At 61.6% G+C, this 24784-nt stretch carries 30 protein-coding genes; 12 read left to right on the forward strand and 18 right to left on the reverse strand.

Annotated features, from left to right (window positions below):
* The first annotated feature begins 15 nt into the window (after positions 1–15).
* From N6L27_RS10260 to deoD, 3 genes are all read left to right on the forward strand, one after another.
* Entirely contained in the window at positions 16–1983 is a 1968-nt protein-coding gene (locus tag N6L27_RS10260; RefSeq protein ID WP_271907160.1) for a protein meaA, read from the forward strand.
* A gap of 119 nt (positions 1984–2102) precedes the next feature.
* On the forward strand, positions 2103–2420 hold the full coding sequence (locus N6L27_RS10265) for an H-NS histone family protein (RefSeq protein WP_065266064.1): 318 nt from the start codon (positions 2103–2105) through the stop codon (positions 2418–2420).
* Between the two features lie 20 nt (positions 2421–2440).
* Positions 2441–3145 (forward strand): purine-nucleoside phosphorylase, encoded by a 705-nt coding sequence (gene deoD, locus N6L27_RS10270; RefSeq protein ID WP_271907161.1) that lies wholly within the window; start codon positions 2441–2443, stop codon positions 3143–3145.
* 150 nt (positions 3146–3295) lie between these two features.
* Here the strand turns inward: deoD and N6L27_RS10275 are convergent, their stop codons facing one another.
* The 17 genes from N6L27_RS10275 to N6L27_RS10355 form a co-directional block, all read right to left on the reverse strand.
* Positions 3296–4153, reverse strand: a complete 858-nt coding sequence (locus N6L27_RS10275; protein WP_271907162.1) for an urea carboxylase-associated family protein — start codon at positions 4151–4153, stop codon at positions 3296–3298.
* Between the two features lie 105 nt (positions 4154–4258).
* Positions 4259–4453 (reverse strand): hypothetical protein, encoded by a 195-nt coding sequence (locus N6L27_RS10280; RefSeq protein WP_271907163.1) that lies wholly within the window; start codon positions 4451–4453, stop codon positions 4259–4261.
* Positions 4454–4520: 67 nt separating this feature from the next.
* Entirely contained in the window at positions 4521–4682 is a 162-nt protein-coding gene (locus N6L27_RS10285; protein ID WP_271907164.1) for a hypothetical protein, read from the reverse strand.
* Between the two features lie 128 nt (positions 4683–4810).
* Entirely contained in the window at positions 4811–5521 is a 711-nt protein-coding gene (locus N6L27_RS10290) for a ZIP family metal transporter (protein WP_271907165.1), read from the reverse strand.
* A 45-nt stretch (positions 5522–5566) separates the two neighbouring features.
* The gene (locus N6L27_RS10295; RefSeq protein ID WP_271907166.1) at positions 5567–5836 is read right to left on the reverse strand and encodes a hypothetical protein; all 270 of its coding nucleotides are present in this window, start codon (positions 5834–5836) and stop codon (positions 5567–5569) included.
* Positions 5837–5974: 138 nt separating this feature from the next.
* Positions 5975–6235, reverse strand: a complete 261-nt coding sequence (locus N6L27_RS10300; RefSeq protein WP_271907167.1) for a hypothetical protein — start codon at positions 6233–6235, stop codon at positions 5975–5977.
* A 91-nt stretch (positions 6236–6326) separates the two neighbouring features.
* Positions 6327–7106, reverse strand: a complete 780-nt coding sequence (locus N6L27_RS10305) for a succinate dehydrogenase iron-sulfur subunit (protein ID WP_039174849.1) — start codon at positions 7104–7106, stop codon at positions 6327–6329.
* Positions 7107–7117: 11 nt separating this feature from the next.
* Positions 7118–8923, reverse strand: a complete 1806-nt coding sequence (gene sdhA, locus N6L27_RS10310) for a succinate dehydrogenase flavoprotein subunit (protein WP_271907168.1) — start codon at positions 8921–8923, stop codon at positions 7118–7120.
* A 19-nt stretch (positions 8924–8942) separates the two neighbouring features.
* Positions 8943–9314, reverse strand: a complete 372-nt coding sequence (gene sdhD / locus N6L27_RS10315) for a succinate dehydrogenase, hydrophobic membrane anchor protein (RefSeq protein WP_271907169.1) — start codon at positions 9312–9314, stop codon at positions 8943–8945.
* A gap of 18 nt (positions 9315–9332) precedes the next feature.
* Complete coding sequence (gene sdhC / locus N6L27_RS10320) at positions 9333–9716, reverse strand: succinate dehydrogenase, cytochrome b556 subunit (protein WP_271907170.1); 384 nt, start codon at positions 9714–9716, stop codon at positions 9333–9335.
* Positions 9717–9910: 194 nt separating this feature from the next.
* Positions 9911–10612, reverse strand: coding sequence for a DUF1194 domain-containing protein (locus N6L27_RS10325; RefSeq protein ID WP_271907171.1), 702 nt, complete (start codon positions 10610–10612; stop codon positions 9911–9913).
* Between the two features lie 112 nt (positions 10613–10724).
* Complete coding sequence (locus N6L27_RS10330; protein WP_206540425.1) at positions 10725–10964, reverse strand: TM2 domain-containing protein; 240 nt, start codon at positions 10962–10964, stop codon at positions 10725–10727.
* 13 nt (positions 10965–10977) lie between these two features.
* Positions 10978–11259: an NINE protein gene (locus tag N6L27_RS10335; RefSeq protein WP_271907172.1), complete on the reverse strand. Its 282-nt coding sequence runs from the start codon at positions 11257–11259 to the stop codon at positions 10978–10980.
* Between the two features lie 142 nt (positions 11260–11401).
* Positions 11402–12433, reverse strand: a complete 1032-nt coding sequence (locus N6L27_RS10340) for a MaoC family dehydratase (protein WP_271907173.1) — start codon at positions 12431–12433, stop codon at positions 11402–11404.
* A complete protein-coding gene (locus N6L27_RS10345; RefSeq protein ID WP_024088976.1) occupies positions 12433–12636 on the reverse strand; it encodes a DUF1737 domain-containing protein in 204 nt (67 codons plus the stop codon). Before N6L27_RS10345 ends, N6L27_RS10340 begins: the two co-directional genes overlap by 1 nt.
* A 23-nt stretch (positions 12637–12659) precedes the next feature.
* On the reverse strand, positions 12660–13208 hold the full coding sequence (locus N6L27_RS10350; RefSeq protein WP_271907174.1) for an NnrU family protein: 549 nt from the start codon (positions 13206–13208) through the stop codon (positions 12660–12662).
* Positions 13209–13242: 34 nt separating this feature from the next.
* On the reverse strand, positions 13243–14097 hold the full coding sequence (locus tag N6L27_RS10355) for an HpcH/HpaI aldolase/citrate lyase family protein (protein ID WP_271907175.1): 855 nt from the start codon (positions 14095–14097) through the stop codon (positions 13243–13245).
* A gap of 349 nt (positions 14098–14446) precedes the next feature.
* Here N6L27_RS10355 and N6L27_RS10360 point away from each other — a divergent pair, with 349 nt between their 5' ends.
* Entirely contained in the window at positions 14447–14761 is a 315-nt protein-coding gene (locus N6L27_RS10360) for a hypothetical protein (protein WP_039181820.1), read from the forward strand.
* Positions 14762–14839: 78 nt separating this feature from the next.
* Here the strand turns inward: N6L27_RS10360 and N6L27_RS10365 are convergent, their stop codons facing one another.
* Positions 14840–15595 (reverse strand): sulfite exporter TauE/SafE family protein, encoded by a 756-nt coding sequence (locus tag N6L27_RS10365; protein WP_271907176.1) that lies wholly within the window; start codon positions 15593–15595, stop codon positions 14840–14842.
* A 159-nt stretch (positions 15596–15754) separates the two neighbouring features.
* On the opposite strand from N6L27_RS10365, the gene mdh reads away from it, so the two are divergent.
* The 8 genes from mdh (at position 15755) to N6L27_RS10405 (ending at position 24773) form a co-directional block, all read left to right on the forward strand.
* The gene (mdh, locus tag N6L27_RS10370; RefSeq protein ID WP_039181814.1) at positions 15755–16717 is read left to right on the forward strand and encodes a malate dehydrogenase; all 963 of its coding nucleotides are present in this window, start codon (positions 15755–15757) and stop codon (positions 16715–16717) included.
* A gap of 300 nt (positions 16718–17017) precedes the next feature.
* Entirely contained in the window at positions 17018–18211 is a 1194-nt protein-coding gene (sucC, locus tag N6L27_RS10375; RefSeq protein WP_442915754.1) for an ADP-forming succinate--CoA ligase subunit beta, read from the forward strand.
* An 8-nt stretch (positions 18212–18219) separates the two neighbouring features.
* The gene (locus N6L27_RS10380) at positions 18220–18759 is read left to right on the forward strand and encodes a hypothetical protein (protein WP_271907178.1); all 540 of its coding nucleotides are present in this window, start codon (positions 18220–18222) and stop codon (positions 18757–18759) included.
* Between the two features lie 152 nt (positions 18760–18911).
* Positions 18912–19739 (forward strand): glycosyltransferase family 25 protein, encoded by an 828-nt coding sequence (locus tag N6L27_RS10385; RefSeq protein WP_271907179.1) that lies wholly within the window; start codon positions 18912–18914, stop codon positions 19737–19739.
* Positions 19740–19751: 12 nt separating this feature from the next.
* On the forward strand, positions 19752–20636 hold the full coding sequence (sucD, locus tag N6L27_RS10390) for a succinate--CoA ligase subunit alpha (protein WP_039181809.1): 885 nt from the start codon (positions 19752–19754) through the stop codon (positions 20634–20636).
* Positions 20637–20751: 115 nt separating this feature from the next.
* Entirely contained in the window at positions 20752–21456 is a 705-nt protein-coding gene (locus tag N6L27_RS10395; RefSeq protein ID WP_271907180.1) for a hypothetical protein, read from the forward strand.
* 21 nt (positions 21457–21477) lie between these two features.
* On the forward strand, positions 21478–21780 hold the full coding sequence (locus tag N6L27_RS10400; protein WP_271907181.1) for a hypothetical protein: 303 nt from the start codon (positions 21478–21480) through the stop codon (positions 21778–21780).
* A gap of 41 nt (positions 21781–21821) precedes the next feature.
* Positions 21822–24773, forward strand: coding sequence for a 2-oxoglutarate dehydrogenase E1 component (locus N6L27_RS10405; protein WP_271907182.1), 2952 nt, complete (start codon positions 21822–21824; stop codon positions 24771–24773).
* Positions 24774–24784 lie beyond the last annotated feature (11 nt).

Consider the following 24784-nt stretch of genomic DNA (forward strand, 5'->3'; position numbering starts at 1 on the left):
CTCGCGAGGCCCGACATGCCGCAGATGCAAAAAGACCGCCCCTGGCTGATCCGCACCTATGCCGGCCATTCCACGGCATCGGCATCCAACGCGCTTTACCGCGCCAACCTGGCCAAGGGGCAGACCGGCCTCTCGGTCGCCTTCGACCTGCCGACCCAGACCGGCTATGACAGCGACCATGTGCTGGCCCGCGGCGAAGTCGGCAAGGTTGGCGTGCCTGTCTGCCACCTGGGTGACATGCGGACCCTGTTCAACGAGATCCCGCTGGAGCAGATGAACACCTCGATGACCATCAACGCCACCGCCCCCTGGCTGCTGGCGCTGTACATTGCGGTGGCTGAGGAACAGGGCGCGGATGTCTCGAAACTGCAGGGCACTGTGCAGAACGACCTGATCAAGGAATACCTCAGCCGCGGCACCTATGTCTGCCCGCCCAAACCCAGCCTCAAGATGATCGCGGATGTGGCGGAGTACTGCTACACTAACGTGCCCAAGTGGAACCCGATGAACATCTGTTCCTACCACCTGCAAGAGGCCGGCGCGACGCCGGAACAGGAGCTGGCCTTTGCCCTGGCCACCGCCCAGGCGGTGCTGGATGAGCTGAAGCCGCGCATTGCGCCGGAGGACTTCCCGGCGATGGTGGGCCGCATCTCCTTCTTTGTGAATGCGGGCATCCGGTTCGTCACCGAGATGTGCAAGATGCGCGCCTTTGTCGATCTGTGGGACGAGATCTGCGAAAAACGCTATGGCGTTGCCGACCCCAAGTTCCGCCGCTTCCGCTATGGCGTGCAGGTGAACTCGCTTGGGCTGACCGAACAGCAGCCGGAAAACAACGTCTACCGCATCCTGATCGAGATGCTGGCGGTGACGCTGTCCAAGAAGGCCCGCGCCCGCGCGGTGCAGCTGCCTGCCTGGAACGAGGCACTTGGCCTGCCCCGCCCTTGGGACCAGCAATGGTCGATGCGGATGCAGCAGATCCTGGCCTATGAGACCGATTTGCTGGAGTACGGCGACCTGTTCGATGGCAACCCTGCAGTCGACGCCAAGGTGGAGGAGCTGAAGGAAGGCGCGCGCGCCGAGCTTGTCAACCTGGAATCCATGGGCGGCGCGGTGGCGTCGATTGAATATATGAAGGGCCGTCTGGTCGACTCCAATGCCGAACGCCTGAACCGGATCGAACGCAATGAAACCGTTGTAGTAGGCGTCAACAAATGGACCGAGGGCGAGCCTTCGCCGCTCCAGACCGAGGACGGCGGCATCATGGTTGTTGATCCTGCAGTTGAGCAGGAACAGATCGCACGGCTGAACGCCTGGCGCGGCGAACGTGACGCTGCCGCAGTGGAAAAGGCACTGGCAGCCCTGCGTGCTGCAGCGCAAAGCGGCACCAACGTCATGGAACCGTCGATTGCCGCGGCAAAGGCCGGTGTCACAACCGGTGAATGGGCCGAAGAGATGCGCAAGGTCTACGGCACTTACCGCGGCCCGACGGGCGTGTCCGCCTCTGTCTCCAACAAGACAGAAGGGCTGGATGACCTGCGCGATGCGGTCAACGCTGTCAGCGACGTGCTGGGCCGCCGGATCAAGTTCGTTGTCGGCAAGCCGGGTCTGGACGGCCACTCCAACGGCGCCGAACAGATCGCCTTCCGCGCCCGGGATTGCGGCATGGACATCACCTATGACGGGATCCGCATGACCCCGGCTGAGCTGGTAGAAGCAGCACAGAAGGACGACGCACATGTTGTTGGCCTGTCGATCCTGTCGGGCAGCCACCTGCCGCTGGTAGAGGAAATGATGCAGCGCATGCGCGATGCCGGGCTGGAGCACATTCCTGTGGTGGTCGGCGGCATCATCCCTGACGAAGACGCTCAAAAACTGAAATTGATGGGTGTGGCCCGTGTCTACACCCCCAAGGATTTCGAGCTTAATTCAATCATGAGCGACATTGTCGACCTGGCAAAGCCACCGCAAATTGCAGCGAATTAGCCTATAACAGGCGAATTCCTGCAAATACCCGAAAAAGATGCTGAAACGCGTCTGGCAATTGGGTCATAAGGAATGACATACCGGATTTTCCGGTATGTCATTTTTATATGGAGTTCAAAATGACCTTCGACCTTTCGGCAATGAGCAGAAAAGAACTTCTCCAGCTGCAAAGCGACGTTGAAAAGGCATTGCAAGAGGCAGAACTGCGCGAGCGTCAGGAAGCCCTGAAAGCCGCCGAAGAAGCCGCCGCCAAATACGGATTTTCGCTGGATGAAATCGCCAATGCGTCACGCCAGGGCGCCAAGAAGACCAAGGCGGCGCCAAAATACCGCAACCCCAGCAACCCCGAGGAAACCTGGACCGGCCGTGGCCGTAAGCCGCATTGGGTGCATGCCGCGCTGACTGCGGGCATGGATATTTCCGACCTGGAAATCTGAGCCTCAAGCGGAGCGAAACCATGACCATTCATATCGGCGCCGCGCCCGGCGAAATAGCCGAAACCGTGCTGATGCCCGGCGACCCCTATCGCGCGAAATGGGCCGCCGAAACCTTTTTGCAGGACGCCAAACTGGTCAACGAAGTGCGCGGGATGCTGGGCTATACCGGCACCTGGAACGGCCATCGCGTCACCATCCAGGGCAGCGGCATGGGCATGCCCTCGCTGTCGATCTACGCCAATGAGCTGATCCGCGACTACGGTGCGAAGACATTGATCCGTATTGGTTCCTGCGGCGGAATGCAGGACAAGGTGAAAGTGCGCGACTTAATCCTGGCAATGACCGCCAGTACCGTGAACAGCCCTTCCAGCGGTATTTTCCGCGAACTGAACTATGCCCCCTGCGCTGATTGGGGCCTGCTGCAGGCGGCGGCCCAAGCCGCATCCAAACGCGGCTCAGCCACTCATATCGGCGGCATCTACTCTTCAGACGTGTTTTATGACGAACGCCCGGACCTGAACGAGCAGATGGTGCGCCATGGAATCCTGGGCGTCGAGATGGAAGCGGCGGAACTCTACACGCTGGCTGCCCGCCACGGCTGCCGCGCGCTGGCGGTGCTGACCGTGTCTGACCATCTTGGCACCGGCGAGGCGCTGCCGTCCGACCAGCGGGAGCGAAGCTTTGGGGATATGGTTGAAATAGCGCTGGAGGCAGCATTTAGCTGACGCCACGTAATTCTATTTTTTCAGCAAAACCAAGGGCAGCAGTTTTCCTGCTGCCCTTTTCATTTTGAACTCAACGGATTTCCCGATTCCTGCAGGTTCCAGCCCGCAGAAATTCAGCAACCCCATCCGAAAATACACAATCCGGATGTTTCAGCCGCGCCCGTGGCTGCGGTCGTACCCATTGGGCGGCGGGCTCTGCCAATTTCCCATCGCTCCCTCAGCCGGGGCAAAGACCTCGACCAGCAGCGGATAACAGGCGGCGGAATCGCTGGAATGCTCTGCTGAACAGTCCCCGCCCGGGCAGGCGCTGAGGCTGCCCAACAGGTCGATCTCGGCAAAGAACTCCAGATAATCGCCGGGCCGCACCGGACTTGCCTTCATGAAGTACTGGCCGGTGTCGCGGGTGAAGCCCGTGCACATGAATACATTCAGCACATCATGCACATGCGGCTCCGCCTCTGCCGGAGAAACGCCCAGATGATCTGCCAGTGCCCGGGTCAGGTTGGAGTGGCAGCAGTGGTGGTACTGGCTGCCTGCCAGCAGGTTGCCGGTATAGGGATCACAGCGGGTGCCGATCACGTCATGCACCGATCCGCCGAATTCATCCAAGCCGTACCAGCCCAAGCTGTCCGCCACGATGGTTGCCATCGGACGCAGATGCGGAAAGCTGGTCCACATCCGCTCTCCAGTGGTGATATGGGTGCCATGAAGGGCGCGGGTCTTGCCGGAATAGAACCGCTCGCTCAGATCGCTCCTGTTCCAGAGGTTCAGATCGCCCACCTGCGGCCCCTCGATTGAGGTGATCCGGAAATAATGCCCGGCCGGCACTTCGAAACAGGCCGCATCGCGGGGCGGCACCCGCACCTCGGCGGTCTTCACTGCACCATCCCGCGCCCGGCTGTAGAGCTCCAGGTCCGGCAATGGCAGGGTCTCATTCGGGTAGCAAATCACCGGCTTGACTGCGCGTCGAGCCTCTGCGTCGGCGGGGGCAGCGGGGGGGCTGGACATGGGGGCAAACCTTCCTGTTCGTTTGCCCCATCAAGACCGCATCCCCGCCCCAGCGCAAGCCCATAGCACAGGCAACCCGTTCACGGATCATCCCGGCCAGCAGTCTCAGCCCAGACGACGGGGGTTGCGGCAAATTCGGGGGGCGGCATCACCGGGTTCAACAGCCCCGCAATAGTTGCAACGCCAGTGGCCTTGGGATTTCACCTGGCGCCAGCGGCAGTTGCGGGTCAGTTTCATGGCGCCCTGGCGCCACAGGAAGTAGCAGAAGACACCAACAGCAAGCAGGACAACAATTACCATGCGGCCTGTCTAACGCTGCCCAGCCAGCCCTTCAAACGCAAACCGCCACACTGCGGAGCGCCTCGGATCAGGCTGCCTGGCAATATTCGAACAGCTGATCCGGACGCGGTTCCTGAGCCGCTGGCGCAGGCGTTTCCGGAGTGTAATAGGCAAATGCCTGCTCCAGCGCCTCCAGTGCGGCGCGGGCGGCCTTGGCTTGCTGCTCTTCCAGGGTTTCAACGGGTTTCATCGGGCGGTCTCCTTGCTTGCGGCACCATCCTCCCTTGGTTTGTAAGTTACCCGCTGGCGCCACCCGGCGCACCGGATGTTTTTGCAGGCTTGCCATGCAGTTACTGCAATCCAACACCCCGCCCCTTCTCAACCGATCAGCAAATCCCCCGCCAGCCCCAGCGCAAATCCCGCAACCGCCCCCATCGCAGGTGCGCTGCTGCGGCTGCTGTGCGCCTTGGGGGCGATATCCTGAAACAGCAGGTACAGGATACCGCCGGCGGCAAAGATCATGATCGCCCCCAACACCGAATGGGCCTGTGCAAGCCAGACCAGCCCCGCCAGCGCGCAGGCTGGCCCCAAAGCGGCCAGCCCAAGGAACAGCAGCAGAACATGCCAGGGCGGACTATCACCGCTCCAAACCTCGCGGAAGGCAGCAAAGCCCTCAGGCAGGTTCTGCAAGAAGATCATCAGCGCCAGCAGCTTGGCGGTAGCCGCATCTGCCACCAGCATTGCCCCCAGCGCCATCGCCTCAGGCAGGTAGTCAAGCAGCATCGCCAGCAGAAGGGCACCGCTGCCGCCGTGACGCTGCAGCACCGTATCAGTGAGGTAGAAAACCAACCCTCCGGCAGCGAACAGGCTTACCGCCCAAACGGCTGGCAGCACCTCTGCCGCCTCCGGCACCAGAACCAGTGCCACAGCTGACGCCAGCGCCCCGCCGCCAAAAGCTGCGATACTGTGCAGAACCCGGTCGCGCAGCACCGGGTTGCTGATGTGCTCGCACCAGGCCAGCAGGCCGCCCAGCGGCATTGCGAGACCGGCCAGCCCAGCCAGGAGGAAGGCATAGATATGCGGTTGCATTGCAGCAGCTTAGGGCGGCTGGCGAAGCCGCTCAACCTGTTTGGATCAGCTGTTGATGCAGGAGGTTGCCTGCGCCGCCTGCGCCGCTGTCACATTTGGCCCCGGCTGCACATTGCGCAACACTGTAGCGCCAGCGCCATGGCCTAGGAACTCGGTGCTGATCCGGACCTCTCCGGTGATCCCAGCAGCCTCAATGCAGCCGGGGATCCTAGCATCAGTCGCCGCCAGTTGGCCGCCGATCCGGTCGTTGTCCGCTGCAGTCATGCAGCCTGCCAGCAGGGTAAGCGCGCCCGCGGCACATCCAAGAAGTCTCATGCCCCAAAACCCTATGCCTGTCAAAACTCACCCCCGGTTTCGCAGGAAAACCGGGGGGTTTCAATTCCGCTGCCGCGGGGTGGCGCAGCTTCGCCGACACTCCGGCACTTTGCCTTGGGATTGCGGCCCAAACGGCTATCAGGTCTTCATGCAAGCATTCGCTTTCGCGGCCTGCGCTTCGCTTACACCCGGTCCCGGTTCAAACACCTGCACAACCGTTCCTCCGGAGTACTCGGTTGCAACCGAATAAGGTCCGCTGATACCCGCAGCTTTTGCACATTGCGGCCGCTTGCTGTTCAGGGCTTTCCATTCTGAATTAACACTGCTGTTCCCTCCGGAAGACACGCAGGCCGTCAAGGAACCTGTGGCCAAAAGCAAGGCAAAAGCCTTAATCGTCATAATTTTTCTCCTATTTGAAATTGTCATTAAATAGAAAGCACCCCGCGAGCCTTGCGGCAGCGGGGTGTGTTGCGTTTATCCAGTATTCGGTTCAGACCGTGCGCTCGACCATCATCTTCTTGATATGCGCAATCGCCTTGGCCGGGTTCAGGCCCTTGGGGCAGGTCTTGGCGCAGTTCATGATGGTGTGGCAACGGTAGAGCTTGAACGGGTCTTCCAGCTGGTCCAGGCGCTCAGGCGTGGCCTCGTCCCGGCTGTCGATGATCCAGCGGTAGGCATGCAGCAGGGCTGCCGGGCCGAGGTAGCGGTCGCCGTTCCACCAGTAGCTCGGGCAGGAGGTCGAGCAGCTGGCGCACATCACGCACTCATACAGGCCATCGAGCTTCTTGCGGTCCTCAATGGACTGCTTCCACTCTTTCGCCGGGCGGTTGGTCTTGGTCTCCAGCCACGGCATGATCGAGGCATGCTGGGCATAGAAATGCGTGAGATCCGGGATCAGGTCCTTGACCACCGGCATATGCGGCAGCGGGTAGATCGCCACATCGCCCTTGATCTCATCCATGCCGTAGATACAGGCCAGCGTGTTGATACCGTCGATGTTCATCGCACAGGACCCGCAGATCCCCTCGCGGCAGGAGCGGCGGAAGGTCAGGGTCGGGTCGATCTCGTTCTTGATCTTGATCAGCGCGTCCAGGACCATCGGGCCGCAGCTGTCCATATCGACAAAATAGGTGTCGACCTGCGGGTTTTTCCCGTCATCCGGGTTCCAGCGGTAGATCTTGAACTTGCGCACATTGCTGGCGCCTTCCGGCTTGGGCCAGGTCTTGCCAGTGGTGATCTTGGAGTTCTTCGGGAGGCTGAATTGAACCATGGTCTGTCTCCTTAGAACGTCCGCGCCTTGGGCGCGATTTTCTTGAGGCTGATGCCGCCTTCGTCTTCTGTGGTCAGCGGGTCGACCACCACCGGGCGGTAGGACAGGTCAACCTTGTTGCCCTCCACGCGGGAGACAGTGTGGACACGCCAGTTCTCGTCGTCGCGGGTGGTGAAGTCCTCATGCGCGTGGGCACCGCGGCTTTCCTTGCGCGCCTCGGCGCCAACGATTGTGGCCAGCGCGTTTGGCATCAGGTTGGTCAGCTCCAGCGTCTCCATCAGGTCGGAGTTCCAGACCAGCGAGCGGTCGGTCACCTTCAGGTCATCCAGCTTGGCCGCAATCGCGGTCATCTTCTCGACGCCTTCCGCCATGGTCTTGGAGGTACGGAACACCGCCGCGTCTGCCTGCATGCATTTCTGCATCTCCAGGCGCAGATCCGCGGTCTGGATGCCGCCATTGGCGTTGCGCAGGGTGTCGAAGCGGTCGAACGCCTTGTCGACGGAGGCCTGGTTCAGCACCGGGTTCGCCGCGTCTGCATCCACCACCTTGCCCGCACGGATGGCGGAGGCACGGCCAAAGACCACGAGGTCGATCAGCGAGTTGGATCCAAGCCGGTTGGCGCCATGCACCGAGGCGCAGCCCGCCTCGCCCACGGCCATCAGGCCCGGCACAACGGCGGTCGGATCGTCTGCAGTCGGGTTGAGCACCTCGCCCCAGTAGTTGGTCGGAATACCGCCCATGTTGTAATGCACGGTGGGCAGAACCGGGATCGGCTCCTTGGTCACGTCCACGCCGGCAAAGATCTTGGCGCTCTCTGAAATGCCCGGCAGCCGCTCCGCCAGCGCCTCGGCCGGCAGGTGGCTCAGGTTCAGGTGGATATGATCGCCCTCGGCGCCCACGCCGCGGCCTTCGCGGATCTCCATGGTCATCGAACGCGAAACATAGTCGCGCGGCGCCAGGTCCTTGTACTGGGGCGCATAGCGCTCCATGAACCGTTCGCCCTCGGAGTTGGTCAGGTAACCGCCCTCGCCCCGCGCGCCCTCGGTGATCAGGCAGCCGGAGCCATAGATGCCGGTCGGGTGGAACTGCACGAATTCCATGTCCTGCAGCGCCAGGCCCGCACGCGCCACCATGCCGCCACCGTCGCCGGTGCAGGTATGCGCCGAAGTGGCAGAGAAATAAGCGCGGCCGTACCCGCCGGTCGCCAGCACCACCATCTTGGCGTTGAAGACATGCATGGTGCCATCATCGAGCTTCCAGCAGACAACGCCCTGGCACTGCCCGTCATCGGACATGATCAGGTCGATGGCGAAATACTCGATGTAGAACTCGGCGTTGTTCTTGAGGCTCTGACCATAGAGCGTGTGCAGGATGGCGTGGCCGGTCCGGTCCGCCGCCGCACAAGTGCGCTGCACCGCGGGGCCTTCGCCAAACTCGGTGGTGTGGCCGCCGAAGGGGCGCTGGTAGATCTTGCCTTCCTCGGTGCGCGAGAACGGAACGCCGTAATGCTCCAGCTCGTAAACCGCCTTGGGGGCCTCGCGGGCCAGATATTCCATCGCGTCGGTGTCGCCCAGCCAGTCGGAGCCCTTGACGGTGTCATACATATGCCACTGCCAGCTGTCCGGGCCCATATTGCCCAGGGACGCGGCAATACCGCCCTGCGCCGCCACGGTGTGGGAGCGGGTCGGGAACACCTTGGTTACACAGGCGGTGCGCAGCCCCTGCTCCGCCATGCCCAGCGTCGCGCGGAGACCGGCCCCGCCGGCGCCAACCACGACCACGTCATATTCATGTGTTTCGTATTCGTAAGCAGCCATTGAAAAAGACCTCGGGGAGTTACAGGGCCAGGCGGATCAGCGCATAGGCGCTGGTCGCGGCGACGGCATAGGACAGGCAGTTGACCAGGATGATCGTCAGGCGGCCTTTCAGCCCGTGGACGTAATCCTCGATCATGGTCTGGGCGCCGGATTTAAAGTGCATCATGCCAACCCACATGGTCAGCGCCGCCACGATCGCCGGGAACGGGCGGGCGTAATAGGCGGTGATCTCTTCATAGGTGCCGCCCAGCGCAGAGCCGAAGGTGAAGACAAACAGCGGCACCAGGATCAGGAGAGCAATTGAGCTCACCTGCATCGACCAGTGATGTTCCGTTCCGGATTTTGCAGCGCCCATGCCAACGGCGCGCTTGCGGTCAGTCAGATATCGCATTGCATGTGCCTCCCGGGCTTAGACGATGATAATGGTAAGGACAGTCAGAACGGCAGAGCCGATCACCACGAACCAGCCCAGCTTCTCGGCCTGCTCCAGTTCCAGCATCATGCCGTTGTCCCAGATCAGATGCCGGATGCCCGCCAGCGTGTGATACCACAGGCCCAGCGCCGACAGCACCATCACCAGATCGCCGAACCAGCTGGTCAGCAGGCCGTTGGCAATTGCGAAGTACTCTGGCGAGGTTGCAGCGGCCAGGAACCACCAGGCGATCAGCAGCGCCGAGACGATCAGCGCGTTGCCGGTGATCCGTGTCAGGATCGAAGTCACGGAGGTCAGCTGCGGCCGGTAGACCTGCAAATGCGGCGAAAGCGGGCGGTTGCCCCGATTGACATCGGCCATGTTGGCTCCTTTTCAGGTTGGCTGACGACGTTTTAGCCGATTTTTACGGCGTGTCACCCGAAGGAACGGTTAAAAACGGCAGGTTTCTGGCCTGTTGGCGCTAAAACGCCACGGCTTGTGATCACAGCAAATAATTAGTGATCACAAATCTGCCGATTGAAAATTTTTTGCAGAATCAGGGCCCCTTCTGCAAATCACTGCAAAGACGCAACCGCCCTCTCTGTCCCTGCAGGCAGTGCCGCGGTCTGTCTTGCCACCTCTCTGACCAGCTTCTTACGGATGCGCGACGGGTAGTCGGCAAAGCTCGCGGCAGAGACCACAAAGGCCCCCTCTCCGCGGATGACATTTTCAAAGAAATAGGCCGTCAGGTCCGGCTCGCTCTGCTCGATGGCGATGGCATTCACAGTGACCCCTGCCGCGGCAAGCGCGCCATGCACTTCGCGCGGCTCGATCCCCTCGTTGGAGAATCCGTCACCGGAGACATCAATCACCCTTCGCTTGCAGTGCTCCACTGCCGGAAACTGCTCTAACGCCAGAAACAAAGCCTCCCCCACCGCGGTGGAGTAATTGCGCCAGGGCCGCGGCGCCTGCTCAATTGCCTGCGCCAGCGCCTCGACATCGCCAAACGTCCGGATCTCCGACCAGGGCAGCGTCACTTCCTGACGCGACTCGCCCGACCATTGCAGCAGCAGCACCTGCGCACGCGCCTTGACCAGCGCCTCAGAGACCACGCCGTCGCGCAACCCCGCCGCCAGCCCGTCCATCTGAATCCGGTATTCCTCGGCATCAACTGAGCCGGAGACATCCACCGCCAGCACCAATGCCAGATCGCAGGCCGCTGCGCGCAGCGGCCAAAGGGAGAGCATGGAGAAAACCAGAAGCTGCAAAACCCGCATGCGTCCAGCTTAAGCTGATTGCAGCTTTCAGGGCTATCACTTTTGCGCGGGGAGTTTACCGGCACTCAGGCCGCAAAATCTGCTGCGGCTTGAGTGCCGCAGCAGACAAGTTTCAGCGGCGCAGCGGCAGACCGTCCCGGTCGCCCATGGAGCCGATAATCAGGCGGACAAAGTCAATAATTGTCCAGATCCCCAGGCCGCCAAGCGTGATCAGCATGAGGATGCCGGTGCCGATCTTGCCGAGATAGAAACGGTGCGCGCCCAGCGATCCCAGAAAGAAGCAGAGCAGCACAGCGGGAACGAACCCCTTTTCGCTAACGTCGCCGGCAACTGCATGATCCATATTTGCCATGTTGTTCTTAACCCTATTTAAGTTTGACCAAACGGCCCGATCCGTCGCGGGCCCTTTCCGCAATCAACAGATAAAAAACGATTATTGAGTGCACGATATCAACGAGCAGCACCAGATAGCCCAGCAAGGGCTGGTTGCCGGCCAGAAGAACGACAAACAGAATGAACAACCCCAGGTCAATCATTCCATGCACGTAATTCCGCAAGTAGAAATGATGCACGCCAATCACACCGAACAGACCGCACAAAATGACGGCTGTCCCGTAGCTGGCCGAGGACTTTTCTTCGTCAATCATAAAGTTTCCACCCTGAGTAGCGCAGGCAGGTTTACCGGCGCGCCCCAGGATTGCAAGACGGGAATTTCTCCGGCCCGTCTTTCTGACAGGGAGAGCGTGGGGCGTAAGCAACGGTCCCGAAAAGACCACCGCGCCAGCCCGGTCACTTCGGCATCAAAGCCCAGTAATCCAGATCCAGCAGCACATCGGGCAGGTATTTGCCGTCCTCGCCCTTCAGCGCAAATGGTGCGCCGCCCTTGGTCGCGACCAGCCGCAGCCGGATCGCACCGACACCAGGCGCCGCGGTATCGGCCTTGTCCAGCACCTCGGACCAGGCCCGCACTGTCAGCCCGGACAGGCAGGGGTTAGCGTGTGCGCCGCCATTCAGACCGACAATCATCTGCGCATTTGCGAGGCCATTGAACGACAATGTCCGCGCCATCGAGATCACATGGCCGCCATAGATCAGACGGGTGCCGTCAGGCCGCGCAGTATTGTCGAAATGCACCTTGGCGGTGTTCTGCCAAAGGCGGGTCGCCATCATGTGCTCGGCTTCCTCGATGGTGACGCCGTCCACATGGTCGATGGTCTCGCCCACCTCATAGTCGCCCCAGCGGTGCGGCTCGCCGGCCAGGGTGAAATCGTAATTGCTGAAATCCAGCCCCGAAGGGATCACCAGCTGATCCGCCGGGATCACCTTGTTCAGCTCGGGGATCACGGTTTCCGGCGCCGGCGCATCCAGGTCGCGTTTGCGCACCATCACCCAGCGCACATATTCCATCACGCATTCATCGCGCTGGTTCAGCCCGCGGGTGCGCACATAGACAACGCCGGACTTGCCGTTGGAGTTCTGCTTGAGGCCTATCACCTCGGACTCCGAGCGCAGCGTGTCGCCGGGATAGACCGGCAGCAGCCAGCGCCCCTCGGCATAACCGAGGTTTGCCAGCGCATTGAGGGAGATGTCCGGCACCGTCTTGCCGAACACCACATGGAAGGCCGCCAGATCATCCAGCGGCGCTGAGGGCAGACCAGAGGCCCGGGCAAATTCATCCGAAGAATAGAGCGCATGGCGCGCCGGGTAGAGCGCGTGGTACAGCGCCCGTTCGCCGCCCGACACCGTGCGGGGCACCGCGTGGCGGATCACCTCGCCCACGGTGTAGTCTTCGAAAAACCGGCCCGGATTGGTCTTGGCCATCAGTGTTCTCCCAGTTTGGTCTCAGGGGTGTAGGTTCCGTCCGCTTCCTTCACCACCGCCTGGCCGCAGCGCATGATCCCCTTGACGGGATCGAAGGTCTGGGTCGGGCTGCCGTGCAGCTCCCAGCCCTTATTCAGCGCATCGGTCACCTTGTGACAGAAGGCAGAGGTGTCGTCTTCGGACAAAAATCGGTAAAGCTTCATGGTTTCCTATCCTGGCTTAGGGCCTAGCCGCCAAATGGCGCCGGGCCGACGATGCCGTGGACGTAGCCGATCACCCCCATCAGGACAATCGAAGCAGCAAGGAACATCCCGTCCTTGGCGATCGTTCCCTTCGGGCCGGGCTGCCAGTCAGGCTCCGCGCGGTTGATCACGATCTTCTCGGCGATGGACCAGGCCCACAGGCCGCCGAACAGCACGAACGACGCCGGATCCCAATTGACCAGCAGATGCGCCAGCGCCCACAGACCAAACCCCGTCAGCATCGGGTGCCGCATCTTGTAGAACAGCGCGCCCTTGTGCGGGCCGGGGCTCATGAAATAGATCGCAACCAGCACCAGCAGATTGTTGATGTGCTTCAAATAAGGCGGAACCAGCGCCAGATCGAAGCTTTCGGCAGAGCGGTAGCCGATCACCATCAGCGCAACGCCCGCCACCAGCACCAGCGCCACCACGCCGCGCCCGCCATTGCCCATGGAGGCACGCATCTCCGGCGCCAGCCGTTTGAACAGATGGCCGCCCCACCACAGCAGAAGTCCCAGGATCAACAGTGCCATTTCAGCCTCTCTTTGATGTTAAGCTGATTAACACCTACGCGGAAACCGCAGCGATTGCATCCGCTTTTGCCAGAATCTCGCGCGCCGTTACGACATGCAGGTTCTCAACTATCTTGCCGTCAACCACCGCGACACCCTGCCCTGCGGCCTGGGCCTCATCAAATGCGGCAATCTGACGGCGGGAAGTATCGATCTCCCGCTCGGTCGGGGCAAAGGCCGCATTGGCCACTTCCACTTGCGCCGGGTGGATCAGGGTTTTGCCGTCAAAGCCCATGTCGCGGCCTTGCGCGCATTCGGCGGCCAGCCCCTCCACATCCTTGAAGGCGTTATAGACGCCATCGACAATCACCAGCCCCTCGGCCTTGGCCGCCAGCAGGCACAGGCCCAGCCCTGCCATCATCGGCATCCGGTCGGGGCGGTAGCGGGTCTGCAATTCTTTGGCCAGGTCATTGGTGCCCATCACCATGCCCTGCAGCTTGGGGTGCGCGGCAATCGCAGCCGCATTCAGCATGCCCCGCGGGGTTTCCATCATCGCCCACAGCGGGATGTCACCGGTGATTTCCGCCAACGCATCCAGGTCCTCCGGCGCATTCACCTTGGGCAGCAGAATCGCATCCGGGGCCATCCGCGCTGCTGCTGCTGCGTCACCGCGGCCCCAGGGTGTATCCAGCCCGTTGATCCGCACGATCTTCATCCGCGAACCATAGCCGCCAGCCTTCAGCGCCTGGGCCAAGGTCTCGCGCGCATTGGTTTTTTCATCGGCTGAGACCGCGTCCTCCAGATCAAAGATCACCGCGTCCACCGGCAAGGTCTTGGCCTTCTCCAGCGCACGCGCATTGGAGCCGGGGATATACAAAACCGAACGGTAAGGGCGCGTGCGCGGATCCATGGAGCCTCTCCAAAAGTTATTTTGTTGCGTAAATCGGTACAGATTCGATTGTATACTTTCAAGTACAATTCCGCCGCAGCGCAGCGTAACCTCTCGCGCCATCGCAGCAAGATATTGAAAAAATGTGTGAATTCCCGGCGCACGCCCGATTAACCACTTATCAGCACCTGATTGGCACACTGAAGGGTACCAAGGCACAGCACATCGCCGCCCCACCGGGCCGCATCTGATGCCCGCAGGCATGGGGCCTGCATTTCGAATTGCGTCACACACCGGCCCGAACAGGGACACCGGGGGCTGCCGTCAGGCACCCTGCTCTGTCCGGCCGTTCCGGAAAGGGTAAAACGAGATGAAACACTCATTCTTCGCACTGCCGCTGGCGCTGGCCGCGGTGACCATGGCCGCCGCCCCCGCCGCCGCCCAAAGCCGCAACTGCGCCCCGCGCGAGGCTGTGGTGAAACGGCTGGCGGAAAAATACGGCGAAAGCCGCCAGAGCATTGGCATGGGCCAGCAGGGCATGGTGATGGAAACCTTCGCCTCGGACGAAACCGGCAGCTGGACCATTACGGTAACCACCCCCAACGGCATGACCTGCCTGGTGGCTTCCGGACAGTCTTATGAAGTGCTCGCAGAAGCACTGCCGAACACCGACAGCGACGCCTGAGCAGGTATTGAGGCAGGTTTCCAGGCTGCAGGTTAAGCGGCCGGGGACGCCGCGCGGGCTGGCTGATATGAGCAGACTTCAGACCAGCCCGTCCCAGATCAGCTTGGCACCGGTCACCGTCAGCAGCACATAGGTGAGCGCAAAGAACCAGCGCTCCGGGATCGAATGGTGCAGCTTTACACCCAGCCAGGCCCCCAGAAGGGCAAAGGGCGCCAGGACCAGATCCAGCGTCAAGGTCTCGCGGGTAAAAAGCCCCAGCCCGGCATAAGGCACCGCCTTGACGATGTTGATGGCCCAGAAGATCAGCACTGTGCTGGCCTGGTACTCGGTCTTCCGCAACTTGAGGCTGAGAAGATAGACCGCGGCCGGCGGGCCGCCTGCGTGGCTGACAAAACTGGTGAACCCCACCGCCAGCCCTGCCAGCGCCCCGGCGCCTGTTGACAACGGCGCATCCGCTGCCAGCCGCAGCCCCAGCCGTGCCCGCAGCTGCCACAATACAAAACCAATGGAAACGGCACCGATCAGCACCCGCATCGCATCGGCATCCACCGCCGCATAAAGCCAGGTCCCCAATGCCACACCGGGCAATCCGCCGCCAATCAGCAGCAGCGACGCCCGCAGGTTCCAGCGCCCCCAGTAGGGCTTCAGATTGGCCACGTCGATCAGCATCAGGAGCGGCAGCATCAGCGCCAGCGCGGCGCCCGGCTCCAGCACAAGCGCCAGAATCGACGCGGAGGCAAAGGCTGCGCCAGACCCGAAACCGCCCTTGGACACGCCCGCAAAAACGACCGCCGGGATGGCAAAAACGAAAAACATTGCATCAAACGCCGCCATCACCTGCCCTCCGAAATGCCCAGATTACAGACGGTTTAGCGGTATCAGCACGGTATACACAAGCATACAGAGCCGATTGCCGCAGCGCAGAGCCCTTGCACGGCACGGGTTTACGCCGTAGGCATCAGGAAATTTCAACCGGACCGGAGACATTTTCCAATGGCACGACCCAAAATCGCCCTCATCGGCGCAGGTCAGATCGGCGGCACCCTCGCACATCTCGCAGCCCTCAAGGAACTGGGCGACGTCGTTCTCTTCGACATCGCCGAAGGCATCCCCGAAGGCAAGGCGCTGGACATCGCAGAATCCGGTCCCTCCGAGGGTTTTGACGCCTCCCTGAAGGGCACCCAGTCCTACGAGGACATCGCAGGCGCCGACGTCTGCATCGTGACCGCCGGCGTGCCGCGCAAGCCGGGCATGAGCCGCGACGATCTCCTGGGCATCAACCTCAAGGTGATGAAATCCGTCGGCGAAGGCATCCGCGACCACGCGCCGAACGCCTTCGTGATCTGCATCACCAACCCGCTGGACGCAATGGTCTGGGCGCTGCAGCAATTCTCGGGCCTGCCCGCGAACAAGGTCTGCGGCATGGCCGGCGTTCTGGACTCCGCCCGCTTCCGTCACTTCCTGGCTGAGGAATTCGGCGTCTCCATGAAAGACGTCACCGCGTTTGTGCTGGGCGGCCACGGCGACACCATGGTGCCGTCGGTGCGCTACTCCACCGTTGCAGGGATCCCGCTGCCCGACCTGGTCAAGATGGGCTGGACCACCCAGGAGCGTCTGGACGCCATCCTGCAGCGCACCCGTGACGGCGGCGCAGAAATCGTTGGCCTGCTGAAAACCGGCTCCGCCTTCTATGCGCCGGCAACCTCCGCCATCGAAATGGCCGAGGCCTTCCTGAAAGACCAGAAGCGCGTGCTGCCCTGCGCCGCCTATTGCGACGGCGAACTGGGCGTCAAGGACATGTATGTGGGCGTGCCCACCGTGATCGGCGCCGGCGGCATCGAGAAGGTGGTGAACATCCAGCTGAACGAGGAAGAGCAGGCAATGTTCGACAACTCGGTCAACGCCGTGAAGGGCCTGGTCGAAGCCTGCAAGGGCATCGACGCCTCGCTGGCCTAAGCCCCGCAGCCACCGGAAATCAGAGAGGCCCGCTTGCAGCGGGCCTTTTCTTTTGCGGCGCCGCACCGTGGCCGCCGCTGCCGCTTTTGGCCTATGATGCGGCGAGTGCAGGCTTCGGACCTGCCTCGAATCACCCGCATCAAGCCTTCGTTAAATTGTGATCACACCCCCAAATCCTGTGATCACAAAAGCCGAAAATCTTCCGCATTTCCCTGCCCCCTGTCAAAAAAGCCTTTAACACTTGGCTTTAAGACGGCCTATAAATCAGCAGACAATTGCAGCCAGACGGGACAGTTTCAAATGAACATCCACGAATATCAGGCCAAAGCCCTCCTTCGCAGCTACGGTGCTCCGGTGTCCGACGGACGCGTGGTGCTGCGGGCCGAAGAAGCCAAAACCGCCGCCGGTGAACTCGACGGCCCGCTGTGGGTGGTGAAGGCACAGATCCACGCAGGCGGCCGCGGCAAGGGGTCCTTCAAGGAGGCCGACGCCGGCGAAAAGGGCGGCGTGCGCCTGACCAAATCGGTGGAAGAAGCTGCCGAGGAAGCCAAGAAGATGCTGGGCCGTACCCTGGTCACGCATCAGACCGGCCCGGCCGGAAAGCAGGTGAACCGCATCTACATCGAAACAGGCTCCGGCATCCAGACCGAGCTGTACCTGGCGCTGCTGGTCGACCGCCAGACCTCGCGCATCTCCTTTGTCTGCTCCACCGAGGGCGGCATGGACATCGAGGAAGTGGCCGCTGCCACCCCGGAAAAGATCCTGTCCTTCTCCGTCGATCCGGCCACCGGCTATCAGGCCTACCATGGCCGCCGCATCGCCTTCTCGCTCGGCCTTGAGGGCCAGCAGATCAAGCAGTGCGTCAAGCTCATGGGCCAGCTCTACAAAGCCTTCGTCGAGAAGGACATGGAGATGCTGGAAATCAACCCGCTGATCATCGCCGATGATGGCAACCTCAAGGTGCTGGACGCCAAAGTCGGCTTTGACGGCAACGCGGTCTACCGCCACGCCGACGTGGCTGAACTGCGCGACACCACCGAGGAAGACCCGAAAGAGCTGGAAGCCTCCAAGTACGACCTGAACTACATCGCGCTGGACGGTGAGATCGGCTGCATGGTGAACGGCGCAGGGCTCGCGATGGCCACCATGGACATCATCAAGCTTTACGGCGCCGAGCCTGCCAACTTCCTCGACGTCGGCGGCGGCGCCACCAAGGAGAAGGTGACCGAAGCGTTCAAGATCATCACCTCCGACCCCAACGTCAAAGGCATCCTGGTCAACATCTTCGGCGGCATCATGCGCTGTGACGTGATCGCCGAGGGCGTGGTTGCCGCAGTGAAGGAAGTCGGCCTGAAGGTGCCGCTGGTGGTCCGCCTCGAGGGCACCAACGTCGAGAAGGGCAAGGAGATCATCAACACCTCCGGCCTCGACGTGATCGCCGCCGACAACCTGAAAGACGGCGCCGAAAAGATCGTGAAAGCGGTGAAAGGCTGACCAGACCTATGAAATTGGTGATTGCAACTGGCACACTTGCAGTGTTTTTGGCGGCCTGTAATGTTTCTACTGATCAGGTATCGAAGGCACCTCAATCTGTAGCTTCGACGCAAAATGCAGGTGCCTACCGATCTGAGATGCCCAACGTCATTGAAGCATGCGTCGCACTCGGCAAGGACGACCCAACAAAGTTCAATAGTCTGAAAGCTTCTGGTTTTAAGGGGCTTGGAAACTTCAGGCGTTGGGAAATCGGCTCGCCGACTTCAGGCTTGCTGCTGCTGAGCAATGGGGGCACCAATTGCAAAGTTGGCCACTTTGAAGGGCCTGACGCTGCTCGGGTGTCTCTGCCTGATGTATTACTCTCAAGCCTGTCAAAGCTTGGCTTTGAGAAGCAAACCCGTAGGGATCGCAGAGGCCGCCCCGAAGAGTACTTTGTGAGGGGCAACGACGTGCTCTGGGTTGAACCAAAGGTAAGGCACCGCACCGAGCATGGATTGACGTCTCAAACCATTGCTCTGCGGAGTATACATGACTCTCAACCGCTGTAGGAACTGAGGGAGGTTCGAAGGGACCTCCCTAGCAAAGCAAAACTTGCAGGAGCCAACTCGATGGCAGCCCACACTGGTGAAAGCAATATGCACCCTTGTCAGCGCTTCCCCGAAGTACCGGGTAAGTGCCTCTTGCGACAGGACCAAGCCGAGTGAAAGCCACCGTCTACCTCATAGGCTTGCAGCAGGCCACGGGCCGGGCCGCGCTGATGCAGCAGGAGCTGGATCAGGCCGGGCTCTCGGCTGTGCGCATCGATGCGGTGGACAGTACTCAGGTCAGCCGCGGGGAGATGCTGCAGCAATGCGCTTCTGAGGGCAACTGGGGCTATTTCCAGACCAAGGACATGGCCTGCACTCTCAGCCATGCCAAGGCCTGGGAAGCATTCCTGGCCTCGGACGCCGATGTTGCCCTGATCCTGGAGGATGACGTCTTCCTGTCGCCCGACACCGGCGCCTGGCTGGCGGATCTTTCCTGGTGGCCTGCAGATGCCGGCATCGTCAAGTTCGAACGCTGGCGGGCCAAGAAACTGCAAGTGGCGCTTGGCAAGGGCGGCTTCACCCATCTGGGCCGCGAGGTGCGCCCGATGCTGTCGCGTCACGCCGGCGGTGCGGCTTATGTGATCTCGCGCAAGGCTGCGCAGCACCTGCTGGACAGCCGCCCGTTCTGCATCACGCTCGACAACCTGCTGTTCAATTTCGATGCCTCGCGGCCTGCGCGCAGCATCAAGGTCTATCAGGTGCAGCCAGCACTCGCCGAACAGGGTAACGAGGCGCCCGGCGAAGTGGGCGTCGGCCCGCCGCGCTACCGGCCCAAGGGCTGGCCGCTGATCCGCCAGAAACTCCGGCGCGGGATATACGAATTCCGCGGCGGCTTCCGAATACTTCCCAGCGTGGTCCTGGGGCGGGCCACCCTCGAAAAAATCCGCTTCGACGGCCGTTCCCTGGCCACCCCGCAGACCCAACACACACATACCGCTTGAAGGAACCGAAACATGGCAGTCCTCATCGACGAAAACACCAAGGTCATCTGTCAGGGCTTTACCGGCTCGCAGGGCACTTTCCACTCCGAACAGGCCATCGCCTACGGCACCAAGATGGTCGGCGGCGTAACCCCCGGCAAAGGCGGCCAGACCCACCTGAACCTGCCGGTCTTCAACTCCGTGCATGAAGCCAAGCATGTGACCGAGGCCAACGCCTCGGTGATCTACGTGCCGCCGCCGTTTGCCGCGGACTCGATCCTTGAGGCAATCGACGCCGAAATGGAAGTGATCGTCGCCATCACCGAAGGCATCCCGGTGCTCGACATGATGAAGGTGAAGCGCGCGCTGGAGAACTCCTCTTCCATCCTGATCGGTCCCAACTGCCCCGGCGTGATCACCCCGGATGCCTGCAAGATCGGCATCATGCCCGGCCACATCCACCGCCGCGGCTCCGTCGGCGTGGTGTCCCGCTCCGGCACCCTGACCTATGAGGCGGTGAAGCAGACCACCGACGTGGGCCTGGGCCAGTCGACCTGCGTCGGTATCGGCGGCGACCCGATCAAGGGCACTGAGCATATCGACGTGCTGGAATGGTTCCTGGCTGACGACGAGACCGAAAGCATCATCATGATCGGCGAAATCGGCGGCTCCGCCGAGGAAGAGGCGGCGCAGTTCCTGGCCGATGAGGCCAAGAAGGGCCGCAAGAAGCCGGTTGCTGGCTTCATTGCCGGGCGCACCGCCCCTCCGGGCCGCCGCATGGGCCACGCGGGTGCCATTGTCGCCGGCGGCAAGGGCGGCGCCGAGGACAAGATCGAAGCGATGAAATCCGCAGGCATCGTGGTCGCCGAAAGCCCGGCCGGCCTGGGTGAAGCGGTGCTGAAAGCGATCGGCAAGTAAGATGTTTCGGCGCCCCGAAGGCACGCCAACAATGACAAAGGAGAGTGCGGCATCTGCGCTCTCCCCGCACCCAATGCGCGGCGTCTTGGAGCCTTTGCAATGCGCTCTGCAACATATGGTCAACGCCAGCGTAGAGTACACCAGAGACTGGGATCCTAGTCGTGAACTTGCTGCTGCTGGCCTGAAACAAGACAACTCAGATGCCACTTGGGCAGAATTTGAAAACGATGTGAAAGCAGCAGAAATTACCCTTGATCCAACCACGGCAGAACGGATTGCGAGCAGAGTTCTGGCTCAAGCAGCACCGGAAGACGTTCGGAATCCCATTTTTTCTGCGCAACGCCAATTTCGAGAGAAGCACGCTGACAATACTTGGCTTTGGGTCGAAAAAATGCGGGAAGAAGCCTCAGGAACAATCTGGACTAACTCTGAGAAAGATCTCAGTGTTTTTGCTGCTCCGTTTGATCGGCAGGCAATGTCTCGGCGAAACCGTCCTCAAATGGGGTTTTGCTTTATCAGCAACACTGAAAAACGTGACGCCCCAGACATTCGCCTCTACAAAAGCCTATTCTGCAACTCAGGGCTTATTGAGCGGTTTACTCCGAAACCATCTGCTTACAGGCAAATCAGAATGGCTCGTTTTAGCCAGCCAAGTCAGGACGGATCGTTCGTCTATGAAGGCCTCGACCAGATGAATGGCCGCAACCGCTATGAACTAAATTTACGAATTTCTGTGAAAGACAGTTTCGCGCCACGCTGGGAAAGCGCCAGCCCAACAATCTACCTTTTTGCGGCGTTCGACGCGTCCATAATGGTGTGACAAAGATCAGATCGAGAACCCATGGCCTACCAATTGAACAACGCCCAATTCCGCATCTGCTCCTTCGTCAGGGGCCAAAACACAAAACGTGGCAGCATAGCAGCCGTCCTCAGCCTCGCCCTTCTAACCGCCACTTCCGCCGCGGCTATCACCACGCCGGTGCAGGGGGTGCTGAATTTCGAGCCCGGCACCAGCATCGACGACGTCCAGGCCCGTATCGAAACCGAAATCTGCAAGGGCGCCAGTTCCGTGACCATCACCTCCGGCCCGGAACAATCGCTCGACCCGACCAAGGAACAGGTCACGTTCCAGTGTGAACCCTGACCTGCCCCAACAACCGCATACCGACTCTTCGGGAGCTTAAGATGACCGACCAATCGCCCAACGACCTCTTCCACGCCTCCTCCTTCATGCAGGGGCACAATGCGGAGTATCTGGAGCAGCTTTATGCCCGTTACGCCAATGACCCCAATGCGGTGGATGCCGCCTGGGCCGAGTTCTTCCGCCAGATGGGCGACGCCGAACTGGACGTGAAGGCAGAGGCCAAGGGCCCCTCCTGGGCGCGCGGCGACTGGCCGCCGGCCCCCAATGACGATCTGACCGGCGCGCTGACTGGCGAATGGCCGGCCCCGGCGGAGGCCAAGGGCGCGGGCAAGAAGATCAAGGACAAGGCCGCCGCCAAGGGCGTCGAGGTCACCGATGATCAGATCCAGCGCGCGGTGCTGGACTCGATCCGCGCGCTGATGCTGATCCGCGCCTACCGGATCCGCGGCCATCTGGCGGCCGATCTTGATCCGCTGGGTATGCGCGCAAGCGCCAGCCACCCGGAACTGGATCCGAAATCCTACGGCTTCACCGATGCCGACATGGACCGGCCGATTTTCCTCGACAACGTGCTGGGCCTGCAGGTCGCCACCATGCGCCAGATCGTGGAGATCGTGAAACGCACCTACTGCGGCACCTTTGCGCTGCAGTACATGCATATCTCCGACCCGGAGCAGGCCAGCTGGCTGAAGGAGCGGATCGAGGGCTACGACAAGGAAATCACCTTCACCCGCGAGGGGCGCAAGGCGATCCTGAACAAGATGGTCGAGGCCGAGGGTTTCGAGAAGTTCCTGCACGTCAAATACACCGGCACCAAGCGGTTCGGCCTGGACGGCGGCGAGAGCCTCATCCCGGCGATGGAACAGATCATCAAGCGCGGCGGCGCCCTGGGTGTGCGCGACATCGTGATCGGCATGCCGCACCGCGGCCGCCTCAATATCCTCGCCAATGTGATGCAGAAGCCCTACCGGGCGATCTTCAACGAGTTCCAGGGCGGCAGCTTTAAGCCCGAGGATGTGGACGGCTCCGGCGACGTGAAATACCACCTTGGCGCGTCGTCCGACCGCGAATTCGACGGCAACAACGTGCACCTCAGCCTGACCGCCAACCCGTCCCACCTTGAGGCGGTGAACCCGGTGGTTCTGGGCAAGGTCCGCGCCAAGCAGGACCAGCTGGGCGACACCGACCGCAGCCAGGTGCTGCCGATCCTGCTGCACGGCGATGCGGCCTTTGCAGGCCAGGGCGTGGTGGCGGAATGCTTTGCCCTGTCGGGCCTCAGGGGCCACAAGGCCGGCGGCACCATGCATATCGTGGTGAACAACCAGATCGGCTTCACCACTGCACCGCATTTCTCGCGCTCCTCTCCCTACCCCACCGACAATGCGCTGGTGGTTGAGGCACCGATCTTCCACGTTAACGGCGACGACCCGGAGGCTGTGGTGCATGCGGCCAAGGTCGCCACCGAGTTCCGCCAGAAGTTCCACAAGGATGTCGTGCTGGACATCTTCTGCTACCGCCGCTTCGGTCACAACGAAGGCGACGAGCCGATGTTCACCAACCCCTTGATGTACAAGAAAATCAAGGGCCACAAGACCACGCTCACCCTCTACACCGACCGGCTGGTCAAGGACGGCCTCATCCCCGAGGGCGAGATCGAGGACATGAAGGCGGCCTTCCAGGCGCATCTGAATGAAGAGTTCGAGACCGGCAAGAACTACAAGCCCAACAAGGCCGACTGGCTGGACGGGCGCTGGTCGCATCTGGACAAGAAAGACGCCGACTACCAGCGCGGCCGCACCGCGATCAAACCGGAGACGCTGGCCGAGATCGGCAACGCGCTCAGCCGGGTGCCCGAAGGCTTCCCGCTGCACCGCACCGTCGGCCGGGTTCTGGATGCGCGCGGCAAGATGTTCGAAACCGGTGAAGGCTTTGACTGGGCCACCGGCGAGGCGCTGGCCTTTGGCTCGCTGATGACCGAAGGCTATCCGGTCCGCCTTGCGGGCCAGGACGCCACCCGCGGCACCTTCTCCCAGCGCCATTCCGGCATCGTCAACCAGGAGACCGAGGAGCGCTACTATCCGCTCAACAACATCCGTGCGGGCCAGGCCCAGTACGAGGTGATCGACTCGGCCCTGTCCGAATATGCGGTGCTGGGTTTTGAATACGGCTACTCGCTGGCGGAACCCAATGCGCTCACGCTGTGGGAGGCCCAGTTCGGCGATTTCGCCAACGGCGCCCAGATCATGTTCGACCAGTTCATCTCCTCGGGCGAGAGCAAATGGCTGCGGATGTCAGGCCTTGTCTGCCTGCTGCCGCACGGGTTCGAGGGCCAGGGGCCGGAGCACTCCTCTGCCCGTCTGGAGCGCTTCCTGCAGATGTGCGGCCAGGACAACTGGATCGTCGCCAACTGCACCACGCCGGCGAACTACTTCCACATCCTGCGCCGCCAGCTGCACCGCACCTTCCGCAAGCCGCTGATCATGATGACCCCGAAATCGCTGCTGCGCCACAAACTGGCGGTCAGCAAGGCAGAGGAGTTCACCACAGGCTCCAGCTTCCACCGGGTACTGTGGGACGACGCGCAGCACGGCAACTCCGACACCCGGCTGGCGGCGGACGACAAGATCAAGCGCGTGGTGATGTGCTCCGGCAAGGTCTACTACGACCTGCTGGAAGAACGCGACGCCCGCGGCATCACCGACGTCTACCTGATGCGGATCGAGCAGTTCTACCCGTTCCCCGCCATCTCGATGGTGAAGGAGCTGGAACGCTTCAAGCAGGCGGAAATGGTCTGGTGCCAGGAAGAGCCCAAGAACCAGGGCGCCTGGACCTTCATCGAGCCCAACATCGAATGGGTGCTGACCCGCATCGGCGCCAAGCACACCCGGCCCGTCTATGCAGGCCGCGCCACTTCGGCCTCGCCTGCAACCGGCCTGGCCAGCGAACACAAAGCCCAACAAGCAGCCCTCGTGAACGAAGCGCTGAGCATCTGAGGATAAAGAGA

It is taken from the genome of Leisingera sp. SS27 (genome assembly GCF_028368855.1).
GTDB lineage: Bacteria > Pseudomonadota > Alphaproteobacteria > Rhodobacterales > Rhodobacteraceae > Leisingera.